Source organism: Achromobacter ruhlandii, from assembly GCF_902859695.1.
Lineage (GTDB): Bacteria > Pseudomonadota > Gammaproteobacteria > Burkholderiales > Burkholderiaceae_B > Achromobacter > Achromobacter ruhlandii.
Genome location: NZ_CADIJL010000018.1, coordinates 60,955 through 84,088, shown reverse-complemented (window position 1 = coordinate 84,088; position 23,134 = coordinate 60,955). Strand labels below are relative to the sequence as shown.

17 protein-coding genes are annotated in these 23,134 nt (G+C 68.0%); 4 read left to right on the top strand and 13 right to left on the bottom strand.

Annotated elements, in window-relative coordinates:
• Positions 1-157: 157 nt before the first annotated feature.
• From HV742_RS20565 to aptA, 9 genes are all read right to left on the bottom strand, one after another.
• Positions 158-1,633, bottom strand: coding sequence for a M81 family metallopeptidase (locus HV742_RS20565; RefSeq protein WP_059272594.1), 1,476 nt, complete (start codon positions 1,631-1,633; stop codon positions 158-160).
• A gap of 45 nt (positions 1,634-1,678) precedes the next feature.
• Complete coding sequence (locus HV742_RS20560) at positions 1,679-3,085, bottom strand: amidase (protein ID WP_175146245.1); 1,407 nt, start codon at positions 3,083-3,085, stop codon at positions 1,679-1,681.
• A gap of 44 nt (positions 3,086-3,129) precedes the next feature.
• On the bottom strand, positions 3,130-4,815 hold the full coding sequence (locus HV742_RS20555; RefSeq protein ID WP_175146244.1) for an ABC transporter ATP-binding protein: 1,686 nt from the start codon (positions 4,813-4,815) through the stop codon (positions 3,130-3,132).
• A gap of 5 nt (positions 4,816-4,820) precedes the next feature.
• The gene (locus HV742_RS20550; protein WP_049076228.1) at positions 4,821-5,726 is read right to left on the bottom strand and encodes an ABC transporter permease; all 906 of its coding nucleotides are present in this window, start codon (positions 5,724-5,726) and stop codon (positions 4,821-4,823) included.
• A gap of 9 nt (positions 5,727-5,735) precedes the next feature.
• Positions 5,736-6,677 (bottom strand): ABC transporter permease, encoded by a 942-nt coding sequence (locus tag HV742_RS20545; protein ID WP_049076226.1) that lies wholly within the window; start codon positions 6,675-6,677, stop codon positions 5,736-5,738.
• A gap of 26 nt (positions 6,678-6,703) precedes the next feature.
• A complete protein-coding gene (locus tag HV742_RS20540) occupies positions 6,704-8,269 on the bottom strand; it encodes an ABC transporter substrate-binding protein (RefSeq protein WP_175146243.1) in 1,566 nt (521 codons plus the stop codon).
• Between the two features lie 84 nt (positions 8,270-8,353).
• Positions 8,354-9,859 carry a M81 family metallopeptidase gene (locus tag HV742_RS20535; protein ID WP_049076223.1) on the bottom strand — a complete coding sequence of 502 codons (1,506 nt, stop codon included), beginning with the start codon at positions 9,857-9,859 and terminating at the stop codon, positions 8,354-8,356.
• Between the two features lie 72 nt (positions 9,860-9,931).
• Positions 9,932-11,428: a CoA-acylating methylmalonate-semialdehyde dehydrogenase gene (locus HV742_RS20530; protein ID WP_049076221.1), complete on the bottom strand. Its 1,497-nt coding sequence runs from the start codon at positions 11,426-11,428 to the stop codon at positions 9,932-9,934.
• A 97-nt stretch (positions 11,429-11,525) separates the two neighbouring features.
• The gene (gene aptA / locus HV742_RS20525; RefSeq protein WP_049076219.1) at positions 11,526-12,851 is read right to left on the bottom strand and encodes an omega-aminotransferase AptA; all 1,326 of its coding nucleotides are present in this window, start codon (positions 12,849-12,851) and stop codon (positions 11,526-11,528) included.
• Between the two features lie 171 nt (positions 12,852-13,022).
• Between aptA and HV742_RS20520 the strand changes: the two genes are divergently transcribed.
• Entirely contained in the window at positions 13,023-14,441 is a 1,419-nt protein-coding gene (locus HV742_RS20520) for an aminotransferase-like domain-containing protein (protein ID WP_049076217.1), read from the top strand.
• Positions 14,442-14,515: 74 nt separating this feature from the next.
• On the opposite strand, the gene HV742_RS20515 is transcribed toward HV742_RS20520, so the two are convergent.
• The 4 genes from HV742_RS20515 to HV742_RS20500 all read right to left on the bottom strand — a co-directional run bounded on the left by HV742_RS20515 (position 14,516) and on the right by HV742_RS20500 (position 19,051).
• Positions 14,516-15,001 carry a dihydrofolate reductase gene (locus tag HV742_RS20515; protein WP_054415457.1) on the bottom strand — a complete coding sequence of 162 codons (486 nt, stop codon included), beginning with the start codon at positions 14,999-15,001 and terminating at the stop codon, positions 14,516-14,518.
• A 143-nt stretch (positions 15,002-15,144) separates the two neighbouring features.
• A complete protein-coding gene (locus tag HV742_RS20510; protein ID WP_049076216.1) occupies positions 15,145-17,208 on the bottom strand; it encodes a putative bifunctional diguanylate cyclase/phosphodiesterase in 2,064 nt (687 codons plus the stop codon).
• 379 nt (positions 17,209-17,587) lie between these two features.
• Positions 17,588-18,559, bottom strand: coding sequence for a thymidylate synthase (locus HV742_RS20505; RefSeq protein WP_054414990.1), 972 nt, complete (start codon positions 18,557-18,559; stop codon positions 17,588-17,590).
• Positions 18,560-18,607: 48 nt separating this feature from the next.
• Complete coding sequence (locus HV742_RS20500) at positions 18,608-19,051, bottom strand: OsmC family protein (protein ID WP_006391405.1); 444 nt, start codon at positions 19,049-19,051, stop codon at positions 18,608-18,610.
• Positions 19,052-19,169: 118 nt separating this feature from the next.
• On the opposite strand from HV742_RS20500, the gene coq7 reads away from it, so the two are divergent.
• From coq7 to tviB, 3 genes are all read left to right on the top strand, one after another.
• Positions 19,170-19,847: a 2-polyprenyl-3-methyl-6-methoxy-1,4-benzoquinone monooxygenase gene (coq7, locus tag HV742_RS20495; RefSeq protein ID WP_049076209.1), complete on the top strand. Its 678-nt coding sequence runs from the start codon at positions 19,170-19,172 to the stop codon at positions 19,845-19,847.
• A 794-nt stretch (positions 19,848-20,641) separates the two neighbouring features.
• Positions 20,642-21,745 (top strand): MraY family glycosyltransferase, encoded by a 1,104-nt coding sequence (locus tag HV742_RS20490; protein WP_049076208.1) that lies wholly within the window; start codon positions 20,642-20,644, stop codon positions 21,743-21,745.
• 101 nt (positions 21,746-21,846) lie between these two features.
• The gene (gene tviB / locus HV742_RS20485) at positions 21,847-23,124 is read left to right on the top strand and encodes a Vi polysaccharide biosynthesis UDP-N-acetylglucosamine C-6 dehydrogenase TviB (RefSeq protein ID WP_049076207.1); all 1,278 of its coding nucleotides are present in this window, start codon (positions 21,847-21,849) and stop codon (positions 23,122-23,124) included.
• The last annotated feature ends 10 nt before the right edge of the window (positions 23,125-23,134 follow it).

Genomic DNA, 23,134 nt, shown 5'->3' with positions numbered 1-23,134 from the left:
GCTGGGCGCGGGCGGCAGGACGCGTTCATCGGCCTGTCAGGACCCGCGGCGAGTATACCGAGGCGGGGTGGCCTCTTGCCGCGCGCCCGGTTACCGAAGATTTCAAAATGAAAGCCGGCGCCCTCGGGCGCCGGCCATATTGTCGACAAACCGCGATTTACAGCGGGTCGAGCGGGTAGATCGGCCGGCGCACGTGCTTGAAGTCAAGCTGGCCGTAGTCGGAGGTGGTGACGCCCACGCCGGTGCACTCGATGATCTCGGTGGCCATTTCGGAGAAGCCGGCGCGCCAGTGGACCCGGCTCTTGAGCACCACATAGCGCTTTTGCAGCGGATCGATGCCGGCCGACAGCAGGCAATTGATGTCGAAGGGTTCCTGGTGCCGCGATACCACCACGATTTCGACCCGTCCGGTATCGATCACCACCGTCAGGCCGGTGTCGTTGCGCACGCCACGGTACATGGGGCCGCGGTTCAGGTAGACGCCGTCGAACACCAGCTTGACGCGGCCCGTCACGGTCAGCGGTTCGCCGCGGCGATTGATGGCGGGCATGTCGACCTTGCCCCCCAGCGGCAGCGTGACGGTGCTGCCCACGCCCGCCGTGGCCGCCTCGCGCGCCGCCTGGGGATCACAGATGGCATAGAACACCACGTTGTCCAGTTCCTGGCGCAGCACCTCGGCCAGCACCGCGGTGGTGTCCATGGTGCCCCCGGAGCCGGTGTTGTCGTAATGGTCCAGCAGCACCACCGGTCCCTGCTCGATGGCCTTGGCCCGGGCAATGGTGGGCGCCAGCGGCTCGGAATGGAACACCCATTTCGCGCGGTCGTTCCAGGCGCGGTCCAGCAGCTCGTCGCGGTATTGCTCCGCCTGGGCCAGGTTGGCGTCCGTACAGACCACGGCGCTCAGGCCGGCCTCGCGGATGTCGGCGTGGGGGAAACCCACGAACACCGAGGCCGCCAGCACGCCGTCGGCCTCCAGCTGGCGGCAGCGTTCCTGCAGCGACTTGTTGGGATCGGCGTGGGTGCCCTGGCACATGACGTGCGGCAGCATGGGCTTGCCGCCCCAGGTCATCACGGGTTTGATCTCGCCCTTGAGCGTGCGCACGATGACGTTGGCCGCGCGCACGCCGGCCTCGCGGATGTCGACGTGCGGATAGGTATGAAAGCCGCTGATGACGGTGGCGTTGTCGACGATGTCGGCGTAGATGTTGGCGTGCATGTCCAGCGTCACCGCCACCGGTGTCTTGGGATCGATCTCGCGCAGGCGGCGCAGCAGGTCGCCCTCGGCGTCTTCCACGCCTTCGGCGACCATGGCGCCGTGCAGGTCCAGCAGGATGGCGTCGTAGCCGCCCTTGCGGACCTCGTCCAGCACCCGCTTGCACAGCAGCTCGTGGGTCTCGGCGCTGGCCGGGCCGCTGGGCCAGGACTCGGCGGCCACCGGCACCACGATCTCGGCGCCGACGCGGCGCGCCACCTCGATGTAGCCGCCCAGGCCGCTGTCGGTGTTCTCGTAGGCGCGGATGGCGCGGTCGCCGGCCAGGATTTCAGGATTGCCGCGGAAAAAGCGCGCGAGCGGGGTCGGCACGGGCGAGAAGGTGTTCGTCTCGTGCTTGATCATTGCCAGAAGCCAACGCATGGAAATTCCTGTGGGTTGCCAAAGGGGAAGGGGAGCGGGACGGCGTCAGGCCCGGGGCGGTTGCGGCCAGGGCTGCTGGGCCGGGCGCATGCGTTCCCAGGCGCGGGCCACGCGCAGCACGCCCAGATCGTCGAAGCGCGCGCCGGCGATCTGCAGGCCGATCGGCAGGCCCGCCCGGGTGTAGCCGCAATTGACCGAGGCGGCCGGCTGCTCGCTCATGTTGTAGGGCAGGGTGTAGCCGATGTGGTGCATGGTCGTGGCGACTTCGTTGGTGGGCGCGGCCCACTCGGCGTTGTAGGCCACCACCGGCGCCACCGGCGACAGCACGTAGTCGTAGGGGGCGGTGGCGGCAACGGTCCTGGCGCGCACGTTGAGGGTTTCGTAGTAGCTGCGGAACACGGCCTCGCCGGATTGGCCGCCGCCGCTTTCGGCCCAGGCGCGGATGAACGGCAGGATCTTGTCGCGGCGCGCTTGCGGCAGGGCCCCCAGGTCAATGGCCGAGCGGGTGCGCCAGAAACGGTCGACGCCGTCCAGCATCTCCGGCGTCATCCACGGCTTGAGCGGCGTGACGATGGCGCCGGCCGACTCGAACAGTCGGGCCGCGGCTTCGACGGCGGCGCGGATCTCCGGGTCCAGCGGCAGGCCGCAGCCGGCCTCCAGTTGCAGGCCGATGCGCAGGCCGCGCATGTCGGCATCCAGGTTGAGCCAGTCGAAGTCCTGGAACGGCAGGCTCATGTGGTCTCGCGCGTCGGGTTGCGACAGCACGCCCATCATCAGCGCGGCGTCAGCGATGTCGCGCGTCATGGGGCCGGCGCAGCGGCCCATGAAGGGCGGGTCGATGGGAATGCGGCCCAGGCTGGGCTTGAGCGTGGCGATGCCGCACCAGGCGGCCGGCAGACGCACCGAGCCGCCGATGTCGGTGCCGATGTGCATCGGGCCGTAGCCCGCCGCCGCCGCCGCCCCGGCGCCGGCGCTGGAGCCGCCCGGGTTTTTGCTCAGGTCCCAGGGGTTGCGCGTCAGCGCATGGAAACTCGACAGTCCCGAGGACAGCATGCCGTAGTCGGGCATGGTGGTCTTGCCCAGCACCACCGCGCCAGCCTCGCGCATGCGCGCCGCCGGCGGGGCGTCGGCCGCGGCCGGCGTCAGGTCGGTGGCGGCCGTGCCCAGCGGCACCGGCACGCCGCGGGTGGCGATGTTTTCCTTGATGGTGGCGGGCACGCCGTCCAGCGAGTAGCCGCCGCAAGCCTGCGGCTCGCCCTTCATCCAGCGCGCCTCGGAAGCGCGCGCCTGCGCCAGCGCCTGGTCGGGATCGAGCGCATAGGTGGCGTGGATGTGCGGTTCCCAGCGCGCGATGTGGTCGAGCACCGAGCGGGTCGCCTCGACCGGCGACAGGGTCTTGTTGCGATAGGCGGCCAGCAGTTCCTGGGCCGAGAGTTCATGCGGTTGCGACATGGCGGGTTCCGATTGCGTGGGATGCCTGGGTTGATTGGGACGCCTCAGGCGGCGGGGGCCGCCAGCCCGGCCGCCACGGGCCGGAAGTTGCGGAAGTCCCAGTCGCGCCCGGGCGCCGCGTCGATCAGGGCGCGGGTGTACTCGTGGCGGGGGTCGGTCAGCACGGCCTGGGCGGCGCCGGTCTCGACGACCTTGCCGCGTTGCATGACCATGATGGTGTCGCAGATCTGCGCGGCCACGCGCAGGTCATGCGTGATGAACAGCACGCCCACGCCGGTGCGCTCGCGCACCTGCTCGAGCAGTTCCAGCACCTGCGCCTGCACCGACACGTCCAGCGCCGACACGGCTTCGTCGGCCACCAGGATCTCGGGGTCCATCACAAGCGCGCGGGCGATGCAGATGCGCTGGCGCTGGCCGCCGGAAAACTGGTGCGGATAGCGCCGCATGGCGTCGGGGCTGAGCCCGACCACCGCCAGCGTTTCGCCGGCGCGTTGCAGCGCCTGTTCGCGAGGCACGCCGAAATTGAGCAGGCCTTCGATGATGGATTCGCCCACGGGGCGGCGCGGGTTGAGCGAGCGGTACGGGTCCTGGAACACGATCTGGATGCGGCGGCGCACCGGGCGCAGCGCGGCGCCGGACAGGGTGCTGAGGTCTTCGCCGCCCATCATCATGTGGCCGGCGGTGGGCTCGATCAGGCGCACGATGCAGCGCGCCACCGTCGATTTGCCCGAACCGGATTCGCCCACGATGCCCAGGATCTCGCCCTTGCGCAACGTCAGGTTGACGTCGGCCGCGGCGATGACGTTCTGCGGCGCGCGGCGCGAGAACAGCGAGCCCTTGCCGCCGTAGGTGCGGCCCAGGCCCTTGACGTGCAGCACCGGCTGGCCGGCGGGCGCTTCGCGGTGCGAGGGCACCAGGCTGGGCACCGACGACACCAGGCGGCGCGTGTACGACTGCTTGGGTTCGGCCAGGATTTCGTTGCGCGTGCCGCTCTCGATCAGGTCGCCGCGGTTCATCACCACGATGCGATCGGCGATCTCGGCCACCACGCCGAAGTCGTGCGTGATGAACAGCACGGCGGTCCGGTGCTTGACCTGCAGTTCCTTGATCAGCAGCAGGATCTGCTTCTGCGTGGTGACGTCCAGCGCCGTGGTCGGCTCGTCGGCGATCAGCAGCTTGGGCTCCAGGATCAGCGCCATGGCGATCACGATGCGCTGGCGCTGGCCGCCCGAGAGCTGGTGCGGATAGGCATCGTAGATGCGCTCGACGTCGGGCAGGTGCACCGAGCGGAACATGTCCAGCACCTTGGCGCGGCGTTCGGCGGCCGACATGCGGCGATGCAGCCGCAGCACTTCATCGACCTGCTTGCCGACGGTGTGCACCGGGTTCAGCGCCGTCATGGGTTCCTGGAACACCATGGCCATGCGGGTGGCGCGCAGCTCGCGCAGGCGGCGCGGCGTGGCGCTGGCCACGTCCTCGCCTTCGACCCGGATCGAACCCGCGCTGATGCGCAGCACGCCGGGCGGCAGCAGGCCCATGACGGCCAGCGAGGTGACCGACTTGCCCGAGCCGGATTCGCCGACCACGCACACGGTTTCGCCGGCGTGCACGTCCAGGCTCAGGTTGCGCACCACGCGGTTGCCGGCGCCGCCGACTTCCACCGACAGGTTGCGGATCGCCAGCACGGCGGACGAGGTATCGCCTGCGGGGGGAGTGGGAGAGTAGGTCATCGGCATCAGATCCTGCGCACCATTTTCGGATCGAGGGCGTCGCGCAGCGCGTCGCCCAGGATGTTCACGCTGAGCACGGTCAGCGACAGGAACAGCCCCGGGAACAGGATCAGGCCGGGCAGCATGCGGAAGTACATGCGGCCCTCGGACATGATGTTGCCCCAGGAGGCGATCTCGGGCGGGATGCCCGCGCCCAGGAAGCTGAGGATGGCCTCGGTCAGCATGGCCGAAGCGAACACATAGGTGCCCTGCACGGTCAGCGGCGCGATGGTGCTGGGCACCATGTGGCGCCACAGCAGCAGCGGCAGCGGCGTGCCCAGCGCCAGCGCGGCCTCGACGTAGGGCTCGCCGCGCACGGTCAGGATCTGGCCGCGCACCAGCCGCACCACCCGCGGGATCTCGGGAATGGTGATGGCCACCAGCACCGTGGTCAGGCTGGCGCCGGTGACCGACACCAGCGCGATCGCCAGCAGGATGCCGGGGATCGCCATGATGGCGTCCATGGTGCGCATGATGATGCCATCGAGCGAGCGGAACCAGCCGGCGATGACGCCGACCACCAGCCCGATGGCGACGCTGACGACCGCGGCGCCCAGGCCCGCGATCAGCGAGACGCGCGCGCCGTAGGCCACGCGCGACCAGACGTCGCGGCCGAAGGCGTCGGTGCCGAACAGGTAGTCGGTGAACGGCTGCTTCAGGCGTGCCCCGGGATTGATGAATGTCGGGTCGACCGTGCCCAGCAGCGGGGCGAACAGGGCGATGGCGACAATGATGAGCAGCACCACCAGGGCCAGCATCACCGGCCAGCTCTTGAGGCCCTGGCGGATCTGGCGCCAGGCGGTGACGTGGGGCGTGCCGCCGCCGGGAAGATCGGCGGCCGCTTGCGCGGCGGCGTCGGTTGGCGTTTGCATGGCGTGGCCTCAGTATCGGATACGGGGGTCGAACACCGTGTAGGCGCAATCGACAACCAGATTGATGAACACGTAGACGAAGGCGAAGAACAGCGTCAGGCCCTGGATCACGGGGTAATCGCGCGCCAGCACGGCTTCGACCACCAGCCGGCCCAGGCCGGGGATGTTGAACACCGATTCGGTCACCACCACGCCGCTGATCAGCAGCGCGATGCCCAGGCCCACCACCGTGGCGATGGGCACGGCGGCATTGCGCAGCGCGTGGCCCAGCAGCACGCCGGTCTCGGTCAGGCCCTTGGAGCGCGCGGTGCGGATGAAGTCCTCGCCCATCACCTCGATGACGCTGGTGCGCGTGATGCGCGCGATCAGGGCGATATACACCGTGGACAAGGCCAGCGACGGCAGGATCAGCCGATGCAGGAACAGCCAGAAGCCATTGGCCAGCGGCGTGTAGCCTTGCACGTTGAACCAGCCCAGCTTGATGGCGAAGGCCCAGATCAGCAGGTAGCCAGTGACGAACACCGGCACCGAAAAGCCCAGCACCGAAAAGCCCATCACCGCCCGGTCCAGCAGCCGGCCCTGGCGCCAGGCCGCCAGCACGCCCAGCGGAATCGCCACGACCAGCGTGAAGACCAGCGTCAGCAACGCCAGGCTCAACGATGGTTCGAGGCGCTGGCCGATGAGCTGGGTGACCGGCACGCCGGACATCAGCGAGGTGCCGAGGTCTCCCTGCAGCAACTTGCCGCCCCAGATGAAGAACTGCTTGGCGACCGGCTGGTCCAGGCCCATCGTCTGGCGGATCTGCTCGATCCGTTCGGGCGTGGCGCCGTCGCCCGCCATGATGATGGCCGGATCGCCCGGGCTCAGACGCAATATCGCAAAGACCACCACCGCGACCATCACCAGAACGGGGATGGTCGCGAGGAGCCGGCGTGAGACGAATGCCAGCATGTATTTCCCCCTGAACTACTTGCCCGTCAAGGGGCTTTTTTCACATTCCAGAACGCGAACACCGGCGCATGCACCAGGCCCGAGAGCTTGGTGGTGTACACGGTGGGCACGGACATCTGGCCCAGCGGCACGTACAGGCCTTCGTCGATGCCGATGCGCTGCAATTCATCGGCGATCTTCTTCTGCTCGGCCGGATCGGAGGTCAGCGCGAACTTGGTGCGCAGTTCCTCGACCTGGGGGAAGTCGGGCCAGCCGAACCAGGCGTTGTCGCCGTTGGCCGCGGCCGGGGCCGAGCGCACCGGGTCCATCACGTCGGTGGCGTACCAGTTGGTGTTGTGGATGTTCCAGCCGCCTTCGGCCGGCGCCGCCTTCGAGGCGCGGCGGGTGGCCACGCTCTGCCAGTCCATCGCCGCCAGGTTGACGTTGAAGCCGGCCTTGCGCAGCGCCTGGGCCATCACCACCGGCTGCGCCGACAGCGTGCCGACGTCGGTGGCGTGCATCACCAGGATCGGGGTGTTGTCATAGCCGGCTTCCTTCAGCAGGGCCTTGGCCTTCTCGATGTTCGAGGGCACCACCACGTCCTTGCCGATGTCCGATTCCAGCGGCGTGCCGCAGCCCCACAACGAGGCGCAGGTCTTCCAGTACTTGGGATTGCCGACCAGCGCCTTCATCACGTCTTCCTGGCCGATGGCGTACATCGCGGCCTGGCGGATCTTCTTGTTGTTGAAGGGCGGGTACTTGAAGTTGAAACGGTACATCGTGAAGTAGCCGACCGGGCTGAGCGACTCTTCCTTCAGGTCCTTGTTGCCCTCGACCATCGGCAGCAGGTCGTAGGGGAACTGCTCGACGAAGTCGATTTCGCCGCCCAGCAGCGCGTTGGCGGTGGTCAGGGCGTCGGGCATCACGTCCCACTCGACCTTGTCCACGTTCACCACCTTGCCGCCGGCCAGGCCGCTGGCGGGTTCCTTGCGCGGCACGTAGTCGGTGTTCTTGACGTAGACGGTCTTCATGCCCGGCTTGAATTCGGCCACCTTGAAGGGGCCCGAACCCGTCATGTCGGTGATCGGCTGGCCAATGGCCTGTTCGGCGATGCGCTTGGGCATCATGAACGGCGCGGTGCCGGTCGGCTTGGACAGGGCGCGCAGCGCCAGGTCCGTGGGTTCCTTCATGACGATGCGGAAACTGTTGTCGTCGATGACTTCGATCTTGTCGGTGAATTTCAGCAGCGTGCGGCCCATGCCGTCGCCCGCGGCCCAGCGCTTGATCGACGCGACGCAGTCCTCGGCCGTGACGGGCTTGCCGTCATGCCATTTCTGGCCCGGGCGCAGCGTCATGGTGTAGGTCTTGCCGTCGGCCGAGACATCCCACTTTTCCAGCATCTGCGGCTGGATCTTGTTGTCGGCGTCGGTGGCCAGCAGGGTGTCGTAGATCATGTAGCCGTGCCACGTCGTGATGTACGCGGTGGTGGCGTGCGGATCGGTCAGGCGCAGCGGCGAGTGCATCACCGCCTTGATGACGGTGTCGGCGTAGGCGCCGTGGGCCATCAGCAGGGTGGCGCCGGCGAATGCGGCCGCGCGGACGAACTTGAGCATGAAATTCCCCTTTTATGCGTAGTGAGCGGCGCGGATTGCCGCTACGTCGTTGACGCGCCGCGCCCCGGGCGCGGCGTGCGAGGGTCAGTCGGTTGCGGCGCCGGCAAAGACCGGGCCGCAAGGCGCCATTCTGATACCGGGACGCAACCGTGTCCATGGTTGTTTTGCCGCATCCATCAGCATGGAACCCGGCGCGGCGCAAACCAGGATCGTGTGGGCGATCGGGGTGAAGTCGGCGCGGAAATGCGCCGAGCTTTTCACCGCGAGGATGGCCGCGCGGCGCGGCTCGATGCCGGCGAAGCGGAACATCTCCTGGTCGGCCATCTGCACCTTGTTGGAGGCCACCACGATGCGCACGCCGCCGATGCGCAGACAGGCGCTGGGGCCCAGGTCCATGTGGAAGCCGCGGTAGAACGCGCCATGCGTATCGAAGCGCCCATCCGAAGTTTTCTCCACGATGAACTCCGCGTCCAGCGGTTCGTCGTCGGGAATACCCGAGTGTCCACCCAATGCAATGCGGACCGATTTACCCACGCCAGCGCGGTGCGCGGCCAGCGCCGCTGCCGGATCGACGATCAGGCCGATGGCGGCATCGCGCGCCTGGTGGCGGATCAGCGCGCGCAGCAGGCCGGTGGTGTCGGAACTGCCGCCGGCGCCGGGGTTGTCCTGCGCGTCGGCGATCACCACCGGCGCGTTGGCCTCGCGCGCCAGGCGCAGGGCGGTCGTGACGGCGTCATCGGGTGAATACAGGGTGCCGCCAAAATCCCGTTCGGCATCGAGCACCGCGCGCGCCAGCGTGTCGGCGGCCGCGTCGGCCTCGGCCTGGGTGGCGCCGTAGGCCCATGCCGCCGGCAGGCAGTCGGGAAAGTCCGCGGCGGGAAAGCCGGTGGCCAGCGACGCGCTCTGGGCGCCGCGCGCCTCGATGTCGCCCACCATCTGGTACAGGCTGCGCGCCGGCTCGATGTCGGTCGATTGCCAGCACAGCGGAATCAGGTAGGGCAACTGTCGCAGCGCCACGCAGGGACGGGGCGCGCCGGCCAGGCGCCGCGCCAGCAGCGCGGCGGCGCGCTGGCCGGTCTCGGCCATGTCGATGTGCGGATAGGTGCGGTAGCAGACCAGCGCGTCGGCGTAACGCACCATTGCCGCTGTCATGTTGGCGTGCAGATCGAGGCTGGCGACCACCGGCACGTCAGGGCCAACCAGCGCGCGCACGCGCTTGAGCAGTTCGCCCTCGCCGTCGTCCAGGTGCTCGGTGACCATCGCGCCGTGCAGGTCCAGGTACACGCCATCCAGCGGCATCGCCGCTTGCAGGCCCTGCAGGATCAGGGCGCTGATGCGTTCGAAGGCATCCTCGGTGACTGGGCCGGACGGGCTGGCCGCGGCCCACGTGGCCGGCAGCAGCGTGTGCTGTTGCATGGCCTCGATGAAGCCGGCCACGGGAATGTTGGCGCCGGCCACGGCCTGGAACATCGCCGGACCGCTGACCAGCTTCGGCCAGCCGCCGCCCTTGTCGGCAAAGTCTTCCCACGCCGCGCGCGAGGGCGCGAACGTATTGGTTTCATGCTGAAAGCCGCCTATCCCGATGCGCATCAGGATTCCCCTTGTTGTGTGTCTTTCGGCAAAACCCCGGCCTCTTGGCGGGCCGGGGCGGTGTGGGCAGGATTACTTGGCCACGGGCATGGTGAATTCCGCGCCCTTGGCGATGCTGTCCGGCCAGCGCTGCATCACGCTCTTGTAGCGCGAGTAGAAGCGGATGCCTTCCTCGCCGTAGGCGTGGTGGTCGCCGAACAGCGAGCGCTTCCAGCCGCCGAACGAGTGCCAGGCCATCGGCACCGGGATCGGCACGTTGATGCCGACCATGCCCACCTTGATCTGGCGGGCGAAGGCGCGCGCCACGCCGCCGTCGGACGTGAAGCAGGCCACGCCGTTGCCGAATTCATGGGCGTTGATCAGCTCGACCGCGGCGGCGAAGTCGGGCACGCGCACCACGCACAGCACCGGCCCGAAGATCTCTTCGCGGTAGATGTTCATCGCGGGCTTGACCTTGTCGAACAGCGTGCCGCCCAGGAAGAAGCCCTTTTCGGCGCCCGGCACCTTCAGGCCGCGGCCGTCGACCACCAGCTCGGCGCCGGCGGCGACGCCGTCCTCGATGTAGCCGATGACCTTGTTACGGTGCTGCGCCGTGACCAGCGGGCCCATTTCGGCGTCGCCCTGCATGCCATCCTTGACCACCAGCGCCTTGACGCGCGGGATCAGGCGTTCGATGACTTTGTCGGCCACGTCGCCCACCGCCACGGCCACCGAGATCGCCATGCAGCGCTCGCCGGCCGAGCCGTAGGCCGCGCCCATCAGCGCATCCGTGACCTGATCGAGATCGGCGTCCGGCATCACCACCAGGTGGTTCTTGGCGCCGCCCAGGGCCTGCACGCGCTTGCCGCGGCGCGTGCCTTCGGCGTAGATGTATTCGGCGATGGGGGTCGAGCCGACGAAGGACAGGGCCTCGACGTCGGGGTGCGCGATCAGCGCGTCCACGGCCTGCTTGTCGCCGTGCACCACGTTGAACACGCCGGGCGGCAGGCCGGCTTCGGTCAGCAGCTCGGCCAGGCGCAGCGAGGCCGAGGGATCGCGTTCGGACGGCTTGAGCACGAAGGTGTTGCCGCAGGCGATGGCCACCGGGAACATCCAGCACGGCACCATCATCGGGAAGTTGAACGGCGTGATGCCGGCCACCACGCCCAGCGCCTGGCGCATGCTCCAGTTGTCGATGCCGCCGCCGATCTGGTCGGAATACTGGCCCTTGAACAACTGCGGAATGCCGCAGGCGAATTCGACCACTTCGATGCCGCGCATCACTTCGCCCTTGGCGTCCGAGAACACCTTGCCGTGCTCGCGCGTGATCAGTTCGGCCAGTTCGTCCTGGTGCTTGTCCAGCAGCGCCTTGAAGTTGAACAGCACCCGGGCGCGCTTGAGCGCGGGGGTTTCCGACCAGGCCGGAAAGGCGGCCTTGGCGGCGGCCACGGCCAGCGCCACTTCGTCGGTGGAGGCCAGCGGCACGGACGTGATGATCTCGCCCGTGGCCGGGTTGAAACCGTCGGCGTAGCGGTTGCTGCGGCCATCGTAGGGCTGGCCGTTGATGTAGTGGGAGAGGTTCTTCTTCATGGGAAAGCTCGGAGCGGGGTTCTTTGAAAACGCCGGAGGGCGGCCCGGGGCCGCCCGCCATTGTGTGCGATGCGCGGCGCCTGCGCCGCGCCGGGGACTACGCGACTTCCTTGAGCACCTTGCCGATCTGCTCGAAGATCTGGCCGATCTGGGCCTCGTCGATGATCAGCGGGGGCGAAACGGCGATGATGTCGCCGGTGTAACGCACCATCAGCCCGCTGTCGAAGCACTTCTGGAACACCTCGGCGGCGCGCGCGCCCGGCGCGCCGGCGCGCGGCGCCAGCTCGACGCCGGCCACCAGGCCCAGGTTGCGCACGTCGATGACGTGCGGCGCGCCCTTCAGGCTGTGGGCGGCCTGCTCGAAGGCGCCGGACAGCTTGCGGGCGCGGGCGAACAGGTCCTCGCGGCGGTAGATGTCCAGCGTCGCCAGGATGGCGGCGGCCGCCAGCGGGTGGGCCGAATAGGTGTAGCCGTGGAAGAACTCGATGCCGCCGGCCGGGCCGTTGACGATGGCGTCATGCACCTCGCGGCGCACCGCGACCGCGCCTGCCGGCACGGCGGCGTTGCTGACGCCCTTGGCCATCGCGATCAGGTCCGGCGTCACGCCGAAGAATTCCGACGCGGTGGCCGCGCCGAGGCGGCCGTAGGCGGTGATGACTTCGTCGAAGATCAGCAGGATGCCGTGCTTGGACGTGATCTCGCGCAGCTTTTCCAGGTAGCCCTTGGGCGGGATCAGCACGCCGGTGGAGCCGGCCATGGGTTCGACGATGACCGCGGCGATGGTCGAGGCGTCGTGCAGCGCGATGATGCGCTCCAGGTCCTCGGCCAGGTGCGCGCCCCAGGCCGGCTGGCCCTTGGAATAGGCGTTCTGCTCCAGGTTGTGGGTGTGGGGCAGGTGGTCCACGGCGGGCAGCAGCGCGCCGGAGAAGGTCTTGCGGTTGGGTGAAATGCCGCCGACCGAAATGCCGCCGAAGCCCACGCCGTGGTAGCCGCGCTCGCGGCCGATCAGGCGGGTGCGCTGGCCTTCGCCGCGGGCGCGGTGGTAGGCCAGGGCGATCTTCAGGGCGGTGTCGACCGATTCGGAACCGGAGTTGGTGAAGAACACGCGGTCCAGGCCCTGCGGCATGAAGCTGGCGACGGCCGTGGCGGCCTCGAAGGCCAGCGGGTGGCCGAGCTGGAAGCCCGGGGCGTAGTCCATGATGCCGGCCTGGCGCGAGATCGCCTCGACGATCTCCTGGCGGCCGTGGCCGGCGTTCACGCACCACAGGCCGGCGGTGCCATCCAGCACCTGGCGGCCGTCGGCCGAGGTGTAGTACATGCCCTTGGCCGCCGCCAGCATGCGCGGATGCGCCTTGAACTGCTTGTTGGCGGTGAAGGGCATCCACAGATGGGACAGGTCGGGCAACTCGGCGGGGGCGTTCATGGCGGCTCCAGGGGAAGGACAAGCGCCGGAGCCTGCGCGCGTGTCGGGCGGGCGGCCGGCGGGATGCGATTGATTCTGGTACGTCCGGCGAAGAATGAAAATATACAATCCGCGCAAACCGGGCTAACTGTATAGTTGCAAGCATGACAACTGTACAGATAGCGTAGCGCCGTGATCGACTTCCAGCCCGTGCGTGCCCGGGGGCAGGCGCCAACCCTGGTGGACCAGCTGGTGGCGGCCGTGCTGCGCGCCATCGAGGCGCAGGAGCTGCGTCCGGGTATGTCCCTACCCTCGGTGCGCGACTTCGCGCGCCAGTACCAGGTCAGCACCTTCACCGTGGCCAGCGCCTATAACCGCCTGGTATCACTGGGCTGGCTGGCGGCGCGCCCCGGCGCCGGCTATCGCGTGGCCTCGCCCGACGCGCCGCCGCGCCGGGGCGAGCCGCAGTCCTGGGAGCCGCCGCGGCTGAACGCGGCCTGGCTGCTGTCGGACATCTTCGCGGACCACTCCATTCCCATCAAGTCGGGCTGCGGCTGGCTGCCGGGCGAGTGGCTCAATGAAGAGGGGCTGCACATGGCGCTGCGCCACATGGGCCGGGTGCCGGCCATGCGCATCGCCAACTACGGCCATCCCTATGGCTACGCGCCGCTGCGCGAGACCATCGCCGCCACGCTCAGCGCACAGGGCATGGAAGTGGAAGTGTCGCAGGTGCTGCTGACCCAGGGCGTGACGCACGGGTTGGACATGGTGATCCGCACGCTGCTGCGTCCGGGCGACACCGTGCTGGTCGAGCAGCCGGCCTACGCCAACCTGTTGCAGATGCTGCGGTTGGCCGGGCTGCGGGTGGTGCCGGTGGCGCGCACGCTGGATGGCCTGGATTGCGAGGCGCTGGAGCAGGCCGCGTCGCAGCACCGGCCGCGCGCGCTGTTCGTCAACACCGCCCTGCAGAACCCGTCCGGCGCCAGCATCAGCATGGCCAACGCCTTTCGCATCCTGCAACTGGCCGAGCGCCACGGGCTGTGGGTGGTCGAGGACGACATTTCCCGCGAACTGGCGCCCGGCGTCACGCCCATGCTGGCGGCGCTCGATGGCGGCCGCCGGGTGGTCTACCTGGGCGGCTATTCCAAGGTCATCAGCCCGTCGGTGCGCGTCGGTTACGTGGTGGCGCACCGCGACCTGGCGCGCGACATCGCGCGCACCAAGATGGCGGTGGGGCTGACCTCGCCGGAGATCATGGAGCGCATCGTGCACCAGGTCATCCGCGAGGGCCGCTACCGGGCGCACATCGAGCGCACCCGCGAACGGTTGGCCCAGGCGCATGCAACCGTGGCCGGGTTGATGGCGCAGCATGGTTTCGAGATCTACGCGCGGCCCCAGGCGGGCCTGTTCCTGTGGGCCAAGGTGGCGGGGCAATGGCGCGAGCGCGGCGCCAACGGCCTGGCGGGGCTGGCGCTGAAGGACGGCATCTGGCTGGCGCCGGGGTCGTATTTCGAGGCCGACGAGGCCGATACGCCGTGGGTGCGCTTCAACGTGGCGTATTCGGAAGCGCCGGCGCTGTGGCGCTTCATGCGCAACGAGGGCGCGGCCTAGGGTCTGTCGCCGCGGCCGGGCGCGGCGCCCGCGGCATCCTGGCAAGGGGCGCGGCGCCGCATGCGCGAGTGGGTTCAGGCGCGTTCGTACGTCACGAAGTCGTAGCGGTAGCCGTTTTCCTCCGGCTGCGCCTCGCGCGCCGTTTCGCGCCATTGGAAGCCGGGCAGCAGCGGGAAGAAGGCGTCGCCTTCGACCTCGGCATGGACTTCGGTGGCCAGGACGCGGCTGGCCAGCGCCAGGGCCTGCGTGTAGATCTGCGCGCCGCCGATGACGAAGGCTTCGGGGCTGTCGCCGCAGGCGGCGACGGCGGCTTCCAGCGTCGGCACCACGGTGGCGCCGGCAGCCTCCAGGGCGGGGTTGCGGCTGATGACGATGTTGGCGCGGCCGGGCAGGGGACGACCGAGCGAATCCCAGGTCTTGCGGCCCATGATGATGGGATGGCCCAGCGTGCTGCGCTTGAAGTGCGCCAGGTCACCCGGCAGCTTCCAGGGCAGGGCGTTGTCACGGCCGATGGCGCGGTTGGTGGAATAGGCGACGATCAGGGTCAGGCGGGCGGACATGCGGGCGGTTTGGTCGGCAAAGGCGGCCGACGGCGCCGGCACAGTCTGGCAAGCGTATCAAATTTGGCGGGCCGGCGGATCGCGACGGCGCCGCCGTCGAGCGGCGCGGACAGGCGGCAGGCGCGGATGCGCCGCGCGCGGGATCAACCGGCGGCGTGCTCCAGGAATTCGTCGGCCGGCATGGGCTTGCCCAACAGGAAGCCCTGCAGCGAATCGCACCCCAGTCCCGTCAGGAATTTCTGCTGCGCCGTGGTCTCCACGCCTTCGGCCACGATGCGCAGATTCAGCTGCTGCGCCAGCGCGACGATGGCCGAGACGATGGCGGCGTCCTCGTTGTCGTTGTCCAGCTGGTTGACGAAGCCGCGGTCGATCTTCAGTTCGGTGGCGGGCAGGCGCTTCAGGTACAGCAGGCTGGAGTAGCCGGTGCCGAAATCGTCGATCGAGATGGTCACGCCCAGGCCGGACAGGCGCTTGAGCACGGTCAGGCTGGCCTCGGCGTCACGCATCGCGGTCGATTCCGTCACTTCCAGCGTCAGGCATGTCGGCGGCACGTCGTGGCGCGCCAGCGCGCCGCGCACGGTCTCGACCAGGCCGGAATGGGCGAACTGCAGCGCCGAGATGTTGACGGCGATGGTCCAGTGGCCCTGTCCGGCGTTGATCCATTCGCGCATCTGGCGGCAGGCCTCGTTGATGACCCATTCGCCGATCGACAGGATCAGGCCGGTCTTTTCCGCCGTGGGGATGAACTGGTCCGGCCCCACCAGGCCGCGGGTCGGGTGGTTCCAGCGCAGCAGCGCCTCCGCGCCGATGATGGGACCGGCGGGCGCCTCGTACTTGGGCTGGTAATGCAGCACGAACTGGTTGCGCTCCTGCGCCAGGCGCAGGTCGTGCAGCAACTCGATCTGTTCGTGCGCGTCGGCATTCATCGACGGCTCGAAGAAGCTGTAGCCGGTGCCGCCCAGGCGCTTGGCGTGGTACATCGCGGCGTCGGCGTTGGTCAGCAGGGCGTGGGTGTCCTCGCCGTCGTTGGGGTAGATCGCGATGCCGACGCTGGAGGTCACCAGCACTTCGTGGCCATACACCATGACGGGGCGGGCGATCGCCTCGATCAGCCGGTCCGCCACATTGGCGGCGTCGGTCGGTTCCACCACCTCGCTGAGCACGATGAATTCATCGCCGCCCAGGCGCGCCACGGTGTCCTGGGTGCGCAGGGTCTGGCGGATGCGCTGGGCCAGGTCGATCAGCAGGGCGTCGCCGGTGTGGTGGCCATAGGCGTCGTTGACCGCCTTGAAACCGTCCAGGTCGAAGAACAGCACCGCGAAATAGCCCTTGCGGCGGCTGGCGCTTTCGATGGCCTGCTCCAGCCGGTCTTCCAGCAGGATGCGGTTGGGCAGCTTGGTCAGCGTATCGTGCAGGGCCAGTTGCACCAGTTCTTCGTTGGCCTCGGCCAGCGATGACGCCAGCGCCGAGGTGCGGGCTTCGAGGCGGTTGTCCAGCACGGCCACCACCAGGGCGATGGCGAGCACGCTGAGCGTGACGGCCGTCACGGCGATGGCGAGCCAGCCGGCCGAGATGCCGGCGTCGGCCGCCATGCAGATGCTGCCGGCGGGGAAGCCGGCGGCTTCCATGCCGGTGTAGTGCATGCCGACGATCGCCAGCCCCATGACCACGGCCGCCAGCGGCCGCGACAGCGCCACCCGCGGTCCGTCGTGGCGCAGGCGGTAGGTGATCCACAGCGCCGCGCCCGAGGCCGCCACCGCGATCGCGATGGACAGGGCGAACCAGGCCGGGTCGTAGACGATGCCCGGCATCATGCGCATGGCGGCCATGCCGATATAGTGCATGGCGGCGATGCCGGCGCCCATCAGCAGGGCGCCGCTGAGCAGCCGGGGCCAGGGCAGATCGTCCTTGCAGACGATCCACAGCGCAAACGCCGAGCAGCCGATGGCGATGGCCAGCGACAGCACCGTCAGCGGCAGGTCGTAGCCCATCGGGATCGGCAGGTTGAACGCCAGCATGCCGACGAAATGCATGGACCAGATGCCGATGCCCATCGCCAGCGCGCCGCCGCCCAGCCAATAACGCGCCGCCGGCAGTCCGCTCGCCGCCCGCACGCGGTTGGCCATGCCCAGCGCCGTGTACGACGCCAGGATGGCCACCCCTAGGGATACGAGGACGAGCGAAGGGTTATATGTTCCAACGAGCATTTTTGGGGTCCTGTCCTGAGCGCATACAGCCGCCGCGCCGGCCTCAATTCAAATCAATTAGTAGTCAACGGTTGCAACTAGGCCGCAAGGGAATCCTGCTGTCGACGCTGGCGATTCACATACTCTCTTGTCTGGATGGGGGAGGCGACGCCGCCCTGCAGGCGGTCGGCGGGACCGGCGGGATTGTCCGGTCGCGCGGCGAGTGGCAGGCACGGCGCGGCAAGGGCCGTTCAGCAGCGACGGCGCGCAGGGCTTGCAGGACGCGCGTCCGAGGCTAAGGGATGGGTTATACCGAAAACGCGCTTCCAGATGCTCACCAATCTTCACCAGCGCCAGGCGGAGGCGCGCCCGTTGCCCGGCGGGCGTATCGGAAGTGGTCCTAGACGGCCATGGGGGCGGTGAGGGGGGCGTGATGGGTGTAGCCGGCCAGCGAGAAATCGCCGGGTTCCACCTTTTCCAGCCATTCGGGCTCGTAGCGGCCGGTCTGGGCGAAATCGGGGATGCGGTCGGACAGCACCAGCCGGGGCGCCTCGTGCGGCGTGCGGGTCAGTTGCTCACGCAGCATCGGCAGGTGGTTCTCATAGATGTGGGCATCGCCGATGAAGTACGTGAACCAGCGCGGCGTGTAGCCGGTCAGCCGGCCGACCAGGTGCAGCAGCGCCGCCCCTTCGGTCAGGTTGAACGGCGTGCCCAGGCCGACATCGTTCGAGCGGATGTACAGGCACAGCGAAATCTCGCGCGTCGTCGCGTTCGGCAGGAACTGGTACAGCAGGTGGCAGGGCGGCAGCGCCATTTCCTCGATCTGCGCCCAGTTCCAGCCATGGAACAGGATGCGGCGGTCGCCCGGACGCTCGTGGATGGTGTCCAGGCACTGGCGCAGCTGGTCGACCGCCTTGTACAGCAGCACCTTGGGCGCGCCGCCTTCCTGCACATCGGCCACCTTGGCGTAGCCGCGCGCCAGGGCGTCGGCGATCTGGCCGTCGCGGCCGGCGTCCAGCAGCTTGTAGGCCGGCCACTGGCGCCATTGCACGCCATAGACCGGGCCGAGGTCGTCCGGCCCTTCGCGGTACGGGTTGGCGAGCCACTGGGCGTTTTCGTTGGCGTTCTGGTCCCAGACCTTGCAACCCAGCTCCCGGAACTCGGCGGCGCTGCGCACGCCGCGCAGGAAGCCGACCATTTCGCCGATGGCGGACTTGAAGGCCAGCTTCTTGGTGGTCACGGCCGGAAAGCCCTGCTGCAGGTCGAAGCGCAGCGAGGCGCCCGGCATGCTCAGCGTGCGTATGCCCGTCCGGTTTTCCTGCCACGCGCCGGTGTCCAGGATGGATTGAACGAGGTCCAGGTATTGTTTCATGGGTACAGAATCAGAAAAGGCTGAAGTGGCGCCGGCAACGGGCTCGTGTCAGGCGGCCGCGGGGGCTTCCTGGGTATCGACGATGTCCACCGAGAAGGTCAGTTCGGCGGTCTTTTCGAGCATGGCGGAAGCCGAGCAGTATTTCTCGTGCGACAGCTGCACGGCGCGCTCGACCGCCGCGCGCGGCAGGTTGCGGCCGGTGACGGTGAAGGCGAAGTGGATGCGCGTGAACACCTTGGGGTCGACATCGGCGCGGTCTGCCTGCAGCTTGACGCTGCAGCCGGTCACGGCGTGGCGGCCGCGCTTGAGGATCAGCACGACGTCATAGGCAGTGCAGCCGCCGGTGCCGGCCAGCAGCATTTCCATGGGGCGGGGCGCCAGGTTGTGGCCGCCGCCGTCCACCGCGCCGTCCATCACGGCCACGTGGCCGCTGCCGGTGCTGGCGGTGAACAGCATGCCATTGGGGCCGCCCCAGTCGATCGTGCATTCCATTTGTCAGGTCCTTTGTGCTTGAGCGCAGTCAATGGCTGATGATACCCGTTGCGTACAATTCCAGGCATGAGAGCCCCGCCCCGCGTCAGGGGTGTGCGCCCCAATCCAGGAGTTGTCCATGTCCCCCACCCTGTCCCCCTCCGCGCCCACCGCTTTCCTGCGCCGTTCGAATCCCCTGGACGCGCTGCTGGCCGAGGCCGACCGCGCCCTGCGCGTGCTGTCCGGCAGCGCCAGCGCCGGCCGACCCAATCCGGCCACCGCCGAGGAGGCGCCCGACACCCTGTCGGCCCAGGAAAAGCGCCACGCCGCCGGGCTGATGCGGGTCAACCACGTGGGCGAGGTCTGCGCCCAGGCGCTGTACCGCGGCCAGGCGGCCGTGTGTCGCGAGCCGGGCCCGCGCGCCCTGTTGCTGGAGGCCGCCGGCGAAGAGGTCGACCACCTGGTGTGGTGCAACCAGCGCCTGTCGGAACTGGGCAGCCGGCCCAGCCTGCTGAATCCGGTCTGGTACGCCGGTTCCTTCGCGCTCGGCCTGCTGGCCGGCTACGCGGGCGCGCCGCGCAACCTGGGTTTCATGGCCGAGACCGAGAAACAGGTCGAGGCGCACCTGGAAGGGCATCTGCGCACGCTGCCCGAGCAGGACGCGCGTTCGCGCCAGATCGTGCAGAAAATGAAGGACGACGAGGCGCAGCACCGCGCCAGCGCCGAGGCGGCGGGCGGCGTGCCGCTGCCCGCGCCTGTCAAGGCCGCCATGCGCGCCATGTCCAAGGTCATGACGACCACGGCGTACTGGGTCTGAACCGCGGGCACGCCACAAGGTGGGGCAGCGAAATGTTGCAATGCGCAAAAATTGCCGCAAATTGGTGCCACATGCACCTTTCTGGTGCAAATCATAGGGCGGGATTACCCGGCAAAGGCTAGGGTAAGTCCGCAAGGGGTTAACCCGTTCGGCAATAACCCTCCGTTTCCGAAGGTCATTGCTGGGCGCGGCTTTCCGGGCGATGGCGCGCGCCGTTGCGGCAAAAATGCAACGCCAAAACGACTGAAGGGCAGGGGGCAAAAAAAATCTTGCATCGCACAAAAAAACCCGATACTATGCATCTCATCGGATGTTGAAACGCAGTCGGCGCGGTGCCAAACCCCGACAGCGCAGCGAGCGAAAGCCGCTCCCAACATGCCACGGTTGTCTCCTCCACCCTCCTCCTTTGGTGGATTTAGCCCGAGATCTCACGATCTCGGGCTTTTTTTTGAGCAAAAACAATCTGTCCCTTTTTTATGAAGAAATCCACGCCGATCCGGGTCCGCAAGGGCATGCCTGTCCGGGCGAGGGCTTCGCGTTTTCCCTTGGATATTTCACGTGCGCGGGGGCGGAAAGTTCTACAATCAATCCATGAAATTCGTATTTCCGCGGGTCGGTGTCCACGTTGCAGCCTGCCCGGCCAGCCGGGGACGCCAGCACAGGCGCCCATCCGGACCGCGGGCGTTACGTTCTGTCCCGGTGATTTGCACTTCCTTATCCCTCCCATATATGGGCGTTACACCTGCCATTGATAATGGCCGGCCTGTCTCGATAGACCAACCAGAGGTGACCCTGTGACCTGGCTGTACATATGCGTGGTCGCGTTCATGGTGGGGGGACTCATCGTGGCGTCGGAGCGCTGGCATGGCGCCTTCACCGGCGACAGCGATCTCAACAAACCGCAAGCGAACCATTCGCGCGCCACGCCCCGCGTGGGCGGACTGGCCGTGCTGGCGGGCACGCTCATGGGCCTGCTGGTGCTCGGGCCCGACAACATGACCCTGACCTGGCTCTGGCCGGCGCTGTTCGTCTCGGCGCTGCCGGTGTTCGTGGCGGGTCTGCTCGAAGACATCACCAAGGACATCGGCGCCAGCAAGCGCCTGCTGGCGGCTTTCGCATCCGCCGCGATCGCCTGGTGGCTGCTGGGCGGAGTCAGCCGCGTCGGCATGGCGCCGGTGGATTACGTCCTGTCCTATTGGCCGGTTTCCCTGATTTTCACCATGTTCGCGGTGGGCGGCTGTACCCATGCCCTGAACATCGTCGACGGCATGAACGGCCTGGCCGGCATGGTCGCGACGCTGATGGCGGTGTCCATCAGCCTGGTCGCGCTGCAGGTGGGCGACGTGCCGATCTTCCTGGTGGCCGCGGCCCTGGCGTCCGCCACGCTTGGCTTCCTGGTCTGGAACTTCCCGTTCGGCCGGGTTTTCCTGGGCGATGGCGGCGCGTACTTCCTGGGTTTCATGCTGGCCGAGCTGGCCGTGCTGCTGGTGGTGCGCAATCCGTCGGTGTCGCCGTTCTATGCGCTGGCGGTGCTGTTCTACCCCGTCTTCGAAACCGGTTTCTCGATCTGGCGCCGGCGCTTCAAGCGCGGCGTGCCGGTGGACCAGCCGGATGCGCTGCACCTGCATCAACTGGTCTTCCGCCGCCTGGTGCGCGTGACCTTCAGCCGGGGTCGCCGCCACGCGGTGCCGGCGCTGTGCAACGCCCTGGCGTCACCCTACATGTGGGTGCTGGCGCTGATTGGGCTGGTGCCCGCCACCATCTGGTGGGACAACGCCTGGGCGCTCAGCGCCAGCCTGCTGGTGTTCGCCGGCGTCTATATCTGGCTGTATGCGCGACTGGTGTCCTGGCGCCGTCCCGGATGGCTGCTGTTGCCATCCGTCTTGCGAGCCGATTAAGTGTTGGGCGCCCCGGCGATCTCCGCCGGGGGCCCGTTCATTCATTCATCACCCCGACCATATTTAAAATGCCGTAATCGTTTTACGGTGAAGGGAGAGTTATGTTGCGTATTCAGGATGTGAAACTCGCGGTCGTCGGCCTGGGCTATGTCGGCCTGCCGCTGGCGGTGGAATTCGGCAAGAAGCGCTCGGTCATCGGCTTCGATATCAATACGCGCCGGATCGATGCCCTGAAGGCTGGTCACGACCACACGCTTGAAGTCAGCGACGCCGAACTGGCCGAAGCCAAGCAGCTGACCTACACCGCCGACCGCGCCGAACTGGGCCAGGCCAACGTCTTCATCGTCACCGTGCCCACGCCGATCGACGAGTACAAGCAGCCCGACCTGACCCCGCTGGTCAAGGCCAGTGAAACCATCGGCTCGGTGCTCAAGCGCGGCGACATCGTCATCTACGAATCCACCGTCTACCCCGGCGCCACCGAGGAAGACTGCGTGCCGGTGCTGGAGCGCGTGTCGGGCCTGAAATTCAACGTCGATTTCTACGCCGGCTACAGCCCCGAGCGCATCAACCCGGGCGACAAGGAACACCGCGTCAACACCATCAAGAAGGTCACCTCGGGCTCGACGCCGGAAGTGGCCGAGCTGGTGGACCAGCTCTACAAGCAGATCATCACCGCCGGCACCCACAAGGCCGCCAGCATCCGCGTGGCCGAGGCCGCAAAGGTGATCGAGAACACCCAGCGCGACGTCAACATCGCGCTGATCAACGAGCTGGCCCTGATCTTCAACAAGATGGGCATCGACACCGAAGCCGTGCTGCAGGCCGCCGGCACCAAGTGGAACTTCCTGCCGTTCCGTCCGGGCCTGGTGGGCGGCCACTGCATCGGCGTGGACCCGTACTACCTGACGCACAAGGCGCAGTCGATCGGCTACCACCCCGAGATCATCCTGGCCGGCCGCCGCCTGAACGACTCGATGGGCAGCTACGTGGTGTCGCAGCTGGTCAAGGCCATGACCAAGCGCCGCATCCACGTGCAGGGCGCGCGCGTGCTGGTGATGGGCCTGACCTTCAAGGAAAACTGCCCCGACCTGCGCAACACCCGCATCGTCGACATCGTCAAGGAACTGGGCGACTACAACGTCGACGTGGACGTGTACGACCCGTGGGTGGAGCCCGAAGAGGCGGTGCATGAATACGGCATCACACCGGTGGCCAAGCCGGAAGCGGGCAAGTACGACGCCGTGATCCTGGCGGTGGCGCACCACCAGTTCAAGGACCTGGGCGCCGAGGGCATCCGCAAGCTGGGCAAGCCGGAACACATCCTTTATGACCTGAAGTACGTGTTGTCGCCCGCCGAATCCGATCTGCGCCTGTAAGGAGGACGTC

Excerpts from the sequence above, each read along its gene's own strand:
- HV742_RS20560 (WP_175146245.1), bottom strand. The coding sequence starts at position 3,085 with ATGTCGCAACCGCATGAACTCTCGGCCCAGGAACTGCTGGCCGCCTAT.
- HV742_RS20505 (WP_054414990.1), bottom strand. The coding sequence starts at position 18,559 with ATGAAACAATACCTGGACCTCGTTCAATCCATCCTGGACACCGGCGCG.
- HV742_RS20515 (WP_054415457.1), bottom strand. The coding sequence starts at position 15,001 with ATGTCCGCCCGCCTGACCCTGATCGTCGCCTATTCCACCAACCGCGCC.
- HV742_RS20550 (WP_049076228.1), bottom strand. The coding sequence starts at position 5,726 with ATGCAAACGCCAACCGACGCCGCCGCGCAAGCGGCCGCCGATCTTCCC.
- aptA (WP_049076219.1), bottom strand. The coding sequence starts at position 12,851 with ATGAACGCCCCCGCCGAGTTGCCCGACCTGTCCCATCTGTGGATGCCC.
- HV742_RS20535 (WP_049076223.1), bottom strand. The coding sequence starts at position 9,859 with ATGCGCATCGGGATAGGCGGCTTTCAGCATGAAACCAATACGTTCGCG.
- HV742_RS20530 (WP_049076221.1), bottom strand. The coding sequence starts at position 11,428 with ATGAAGAAGAACCTCTCCCACTACATCAACGGCCAGCCCTACGATGGC.
- coq7 (WP_049076209.1), top strand. The coding sequence starts at position 19,170 with ATGTCCCCCACCCTGTCCCCCTCCGCGCCCACCGCTTTCCTGCGCCGT.
- HV742_RS20555 (WP_175146244.1), bottom strand. The coding sequence starts at position 4,815 with ATGACCTACTCTCCCACTCCCCCCGCAGGCGATACCTCGTCCGCCGTG.
- HV742_RS20540 (WP_175146243.1), bottom strand. The coding sequence starts at position 8,269 with ATGCTCAAGTTCGTCCGCGCGGCCGCATTCGCCGGCGCCACCCTGCTG.
- HV742_RS20565 (WP_059272594.1), bottom strand. The coding sequence starts at position 1,633 with ATGCGTTGGCTTCTGGCAATGATCAAGCACGAGACGAACACCTTCTCG.
- HV742_RS20545 (WP_049076226.1), bottom strand. The coding sequence starts at position 6,677 with ATGCTGGCATTCGTCTCACGCCGGCTCCTCGCGACCATCCCCGTTCTG.
- tviB (WP_049076207.1), top strand. The coding sequence starts at position 21,847 with ATGTTGCGTATTCAGGATGTGAAACTCGCGGTCGTCGGCCTGGGCTAT.
- HV742_RS20510 (WP_049076216.1), bottom strand. The coding sequence starts at position 17,208 with ATGCTCGTTGGAACATATAACCCTTCGCTCGTCCTCGTATCCCTAGGG.
- HV742_RS20500 (WP_006391405.1), bottom strand. The coding sequence starts at position 19,051 with ATGGAATGCACGATCGACTGGGGCGGCCCCAATGGCATGCTGTTCACC.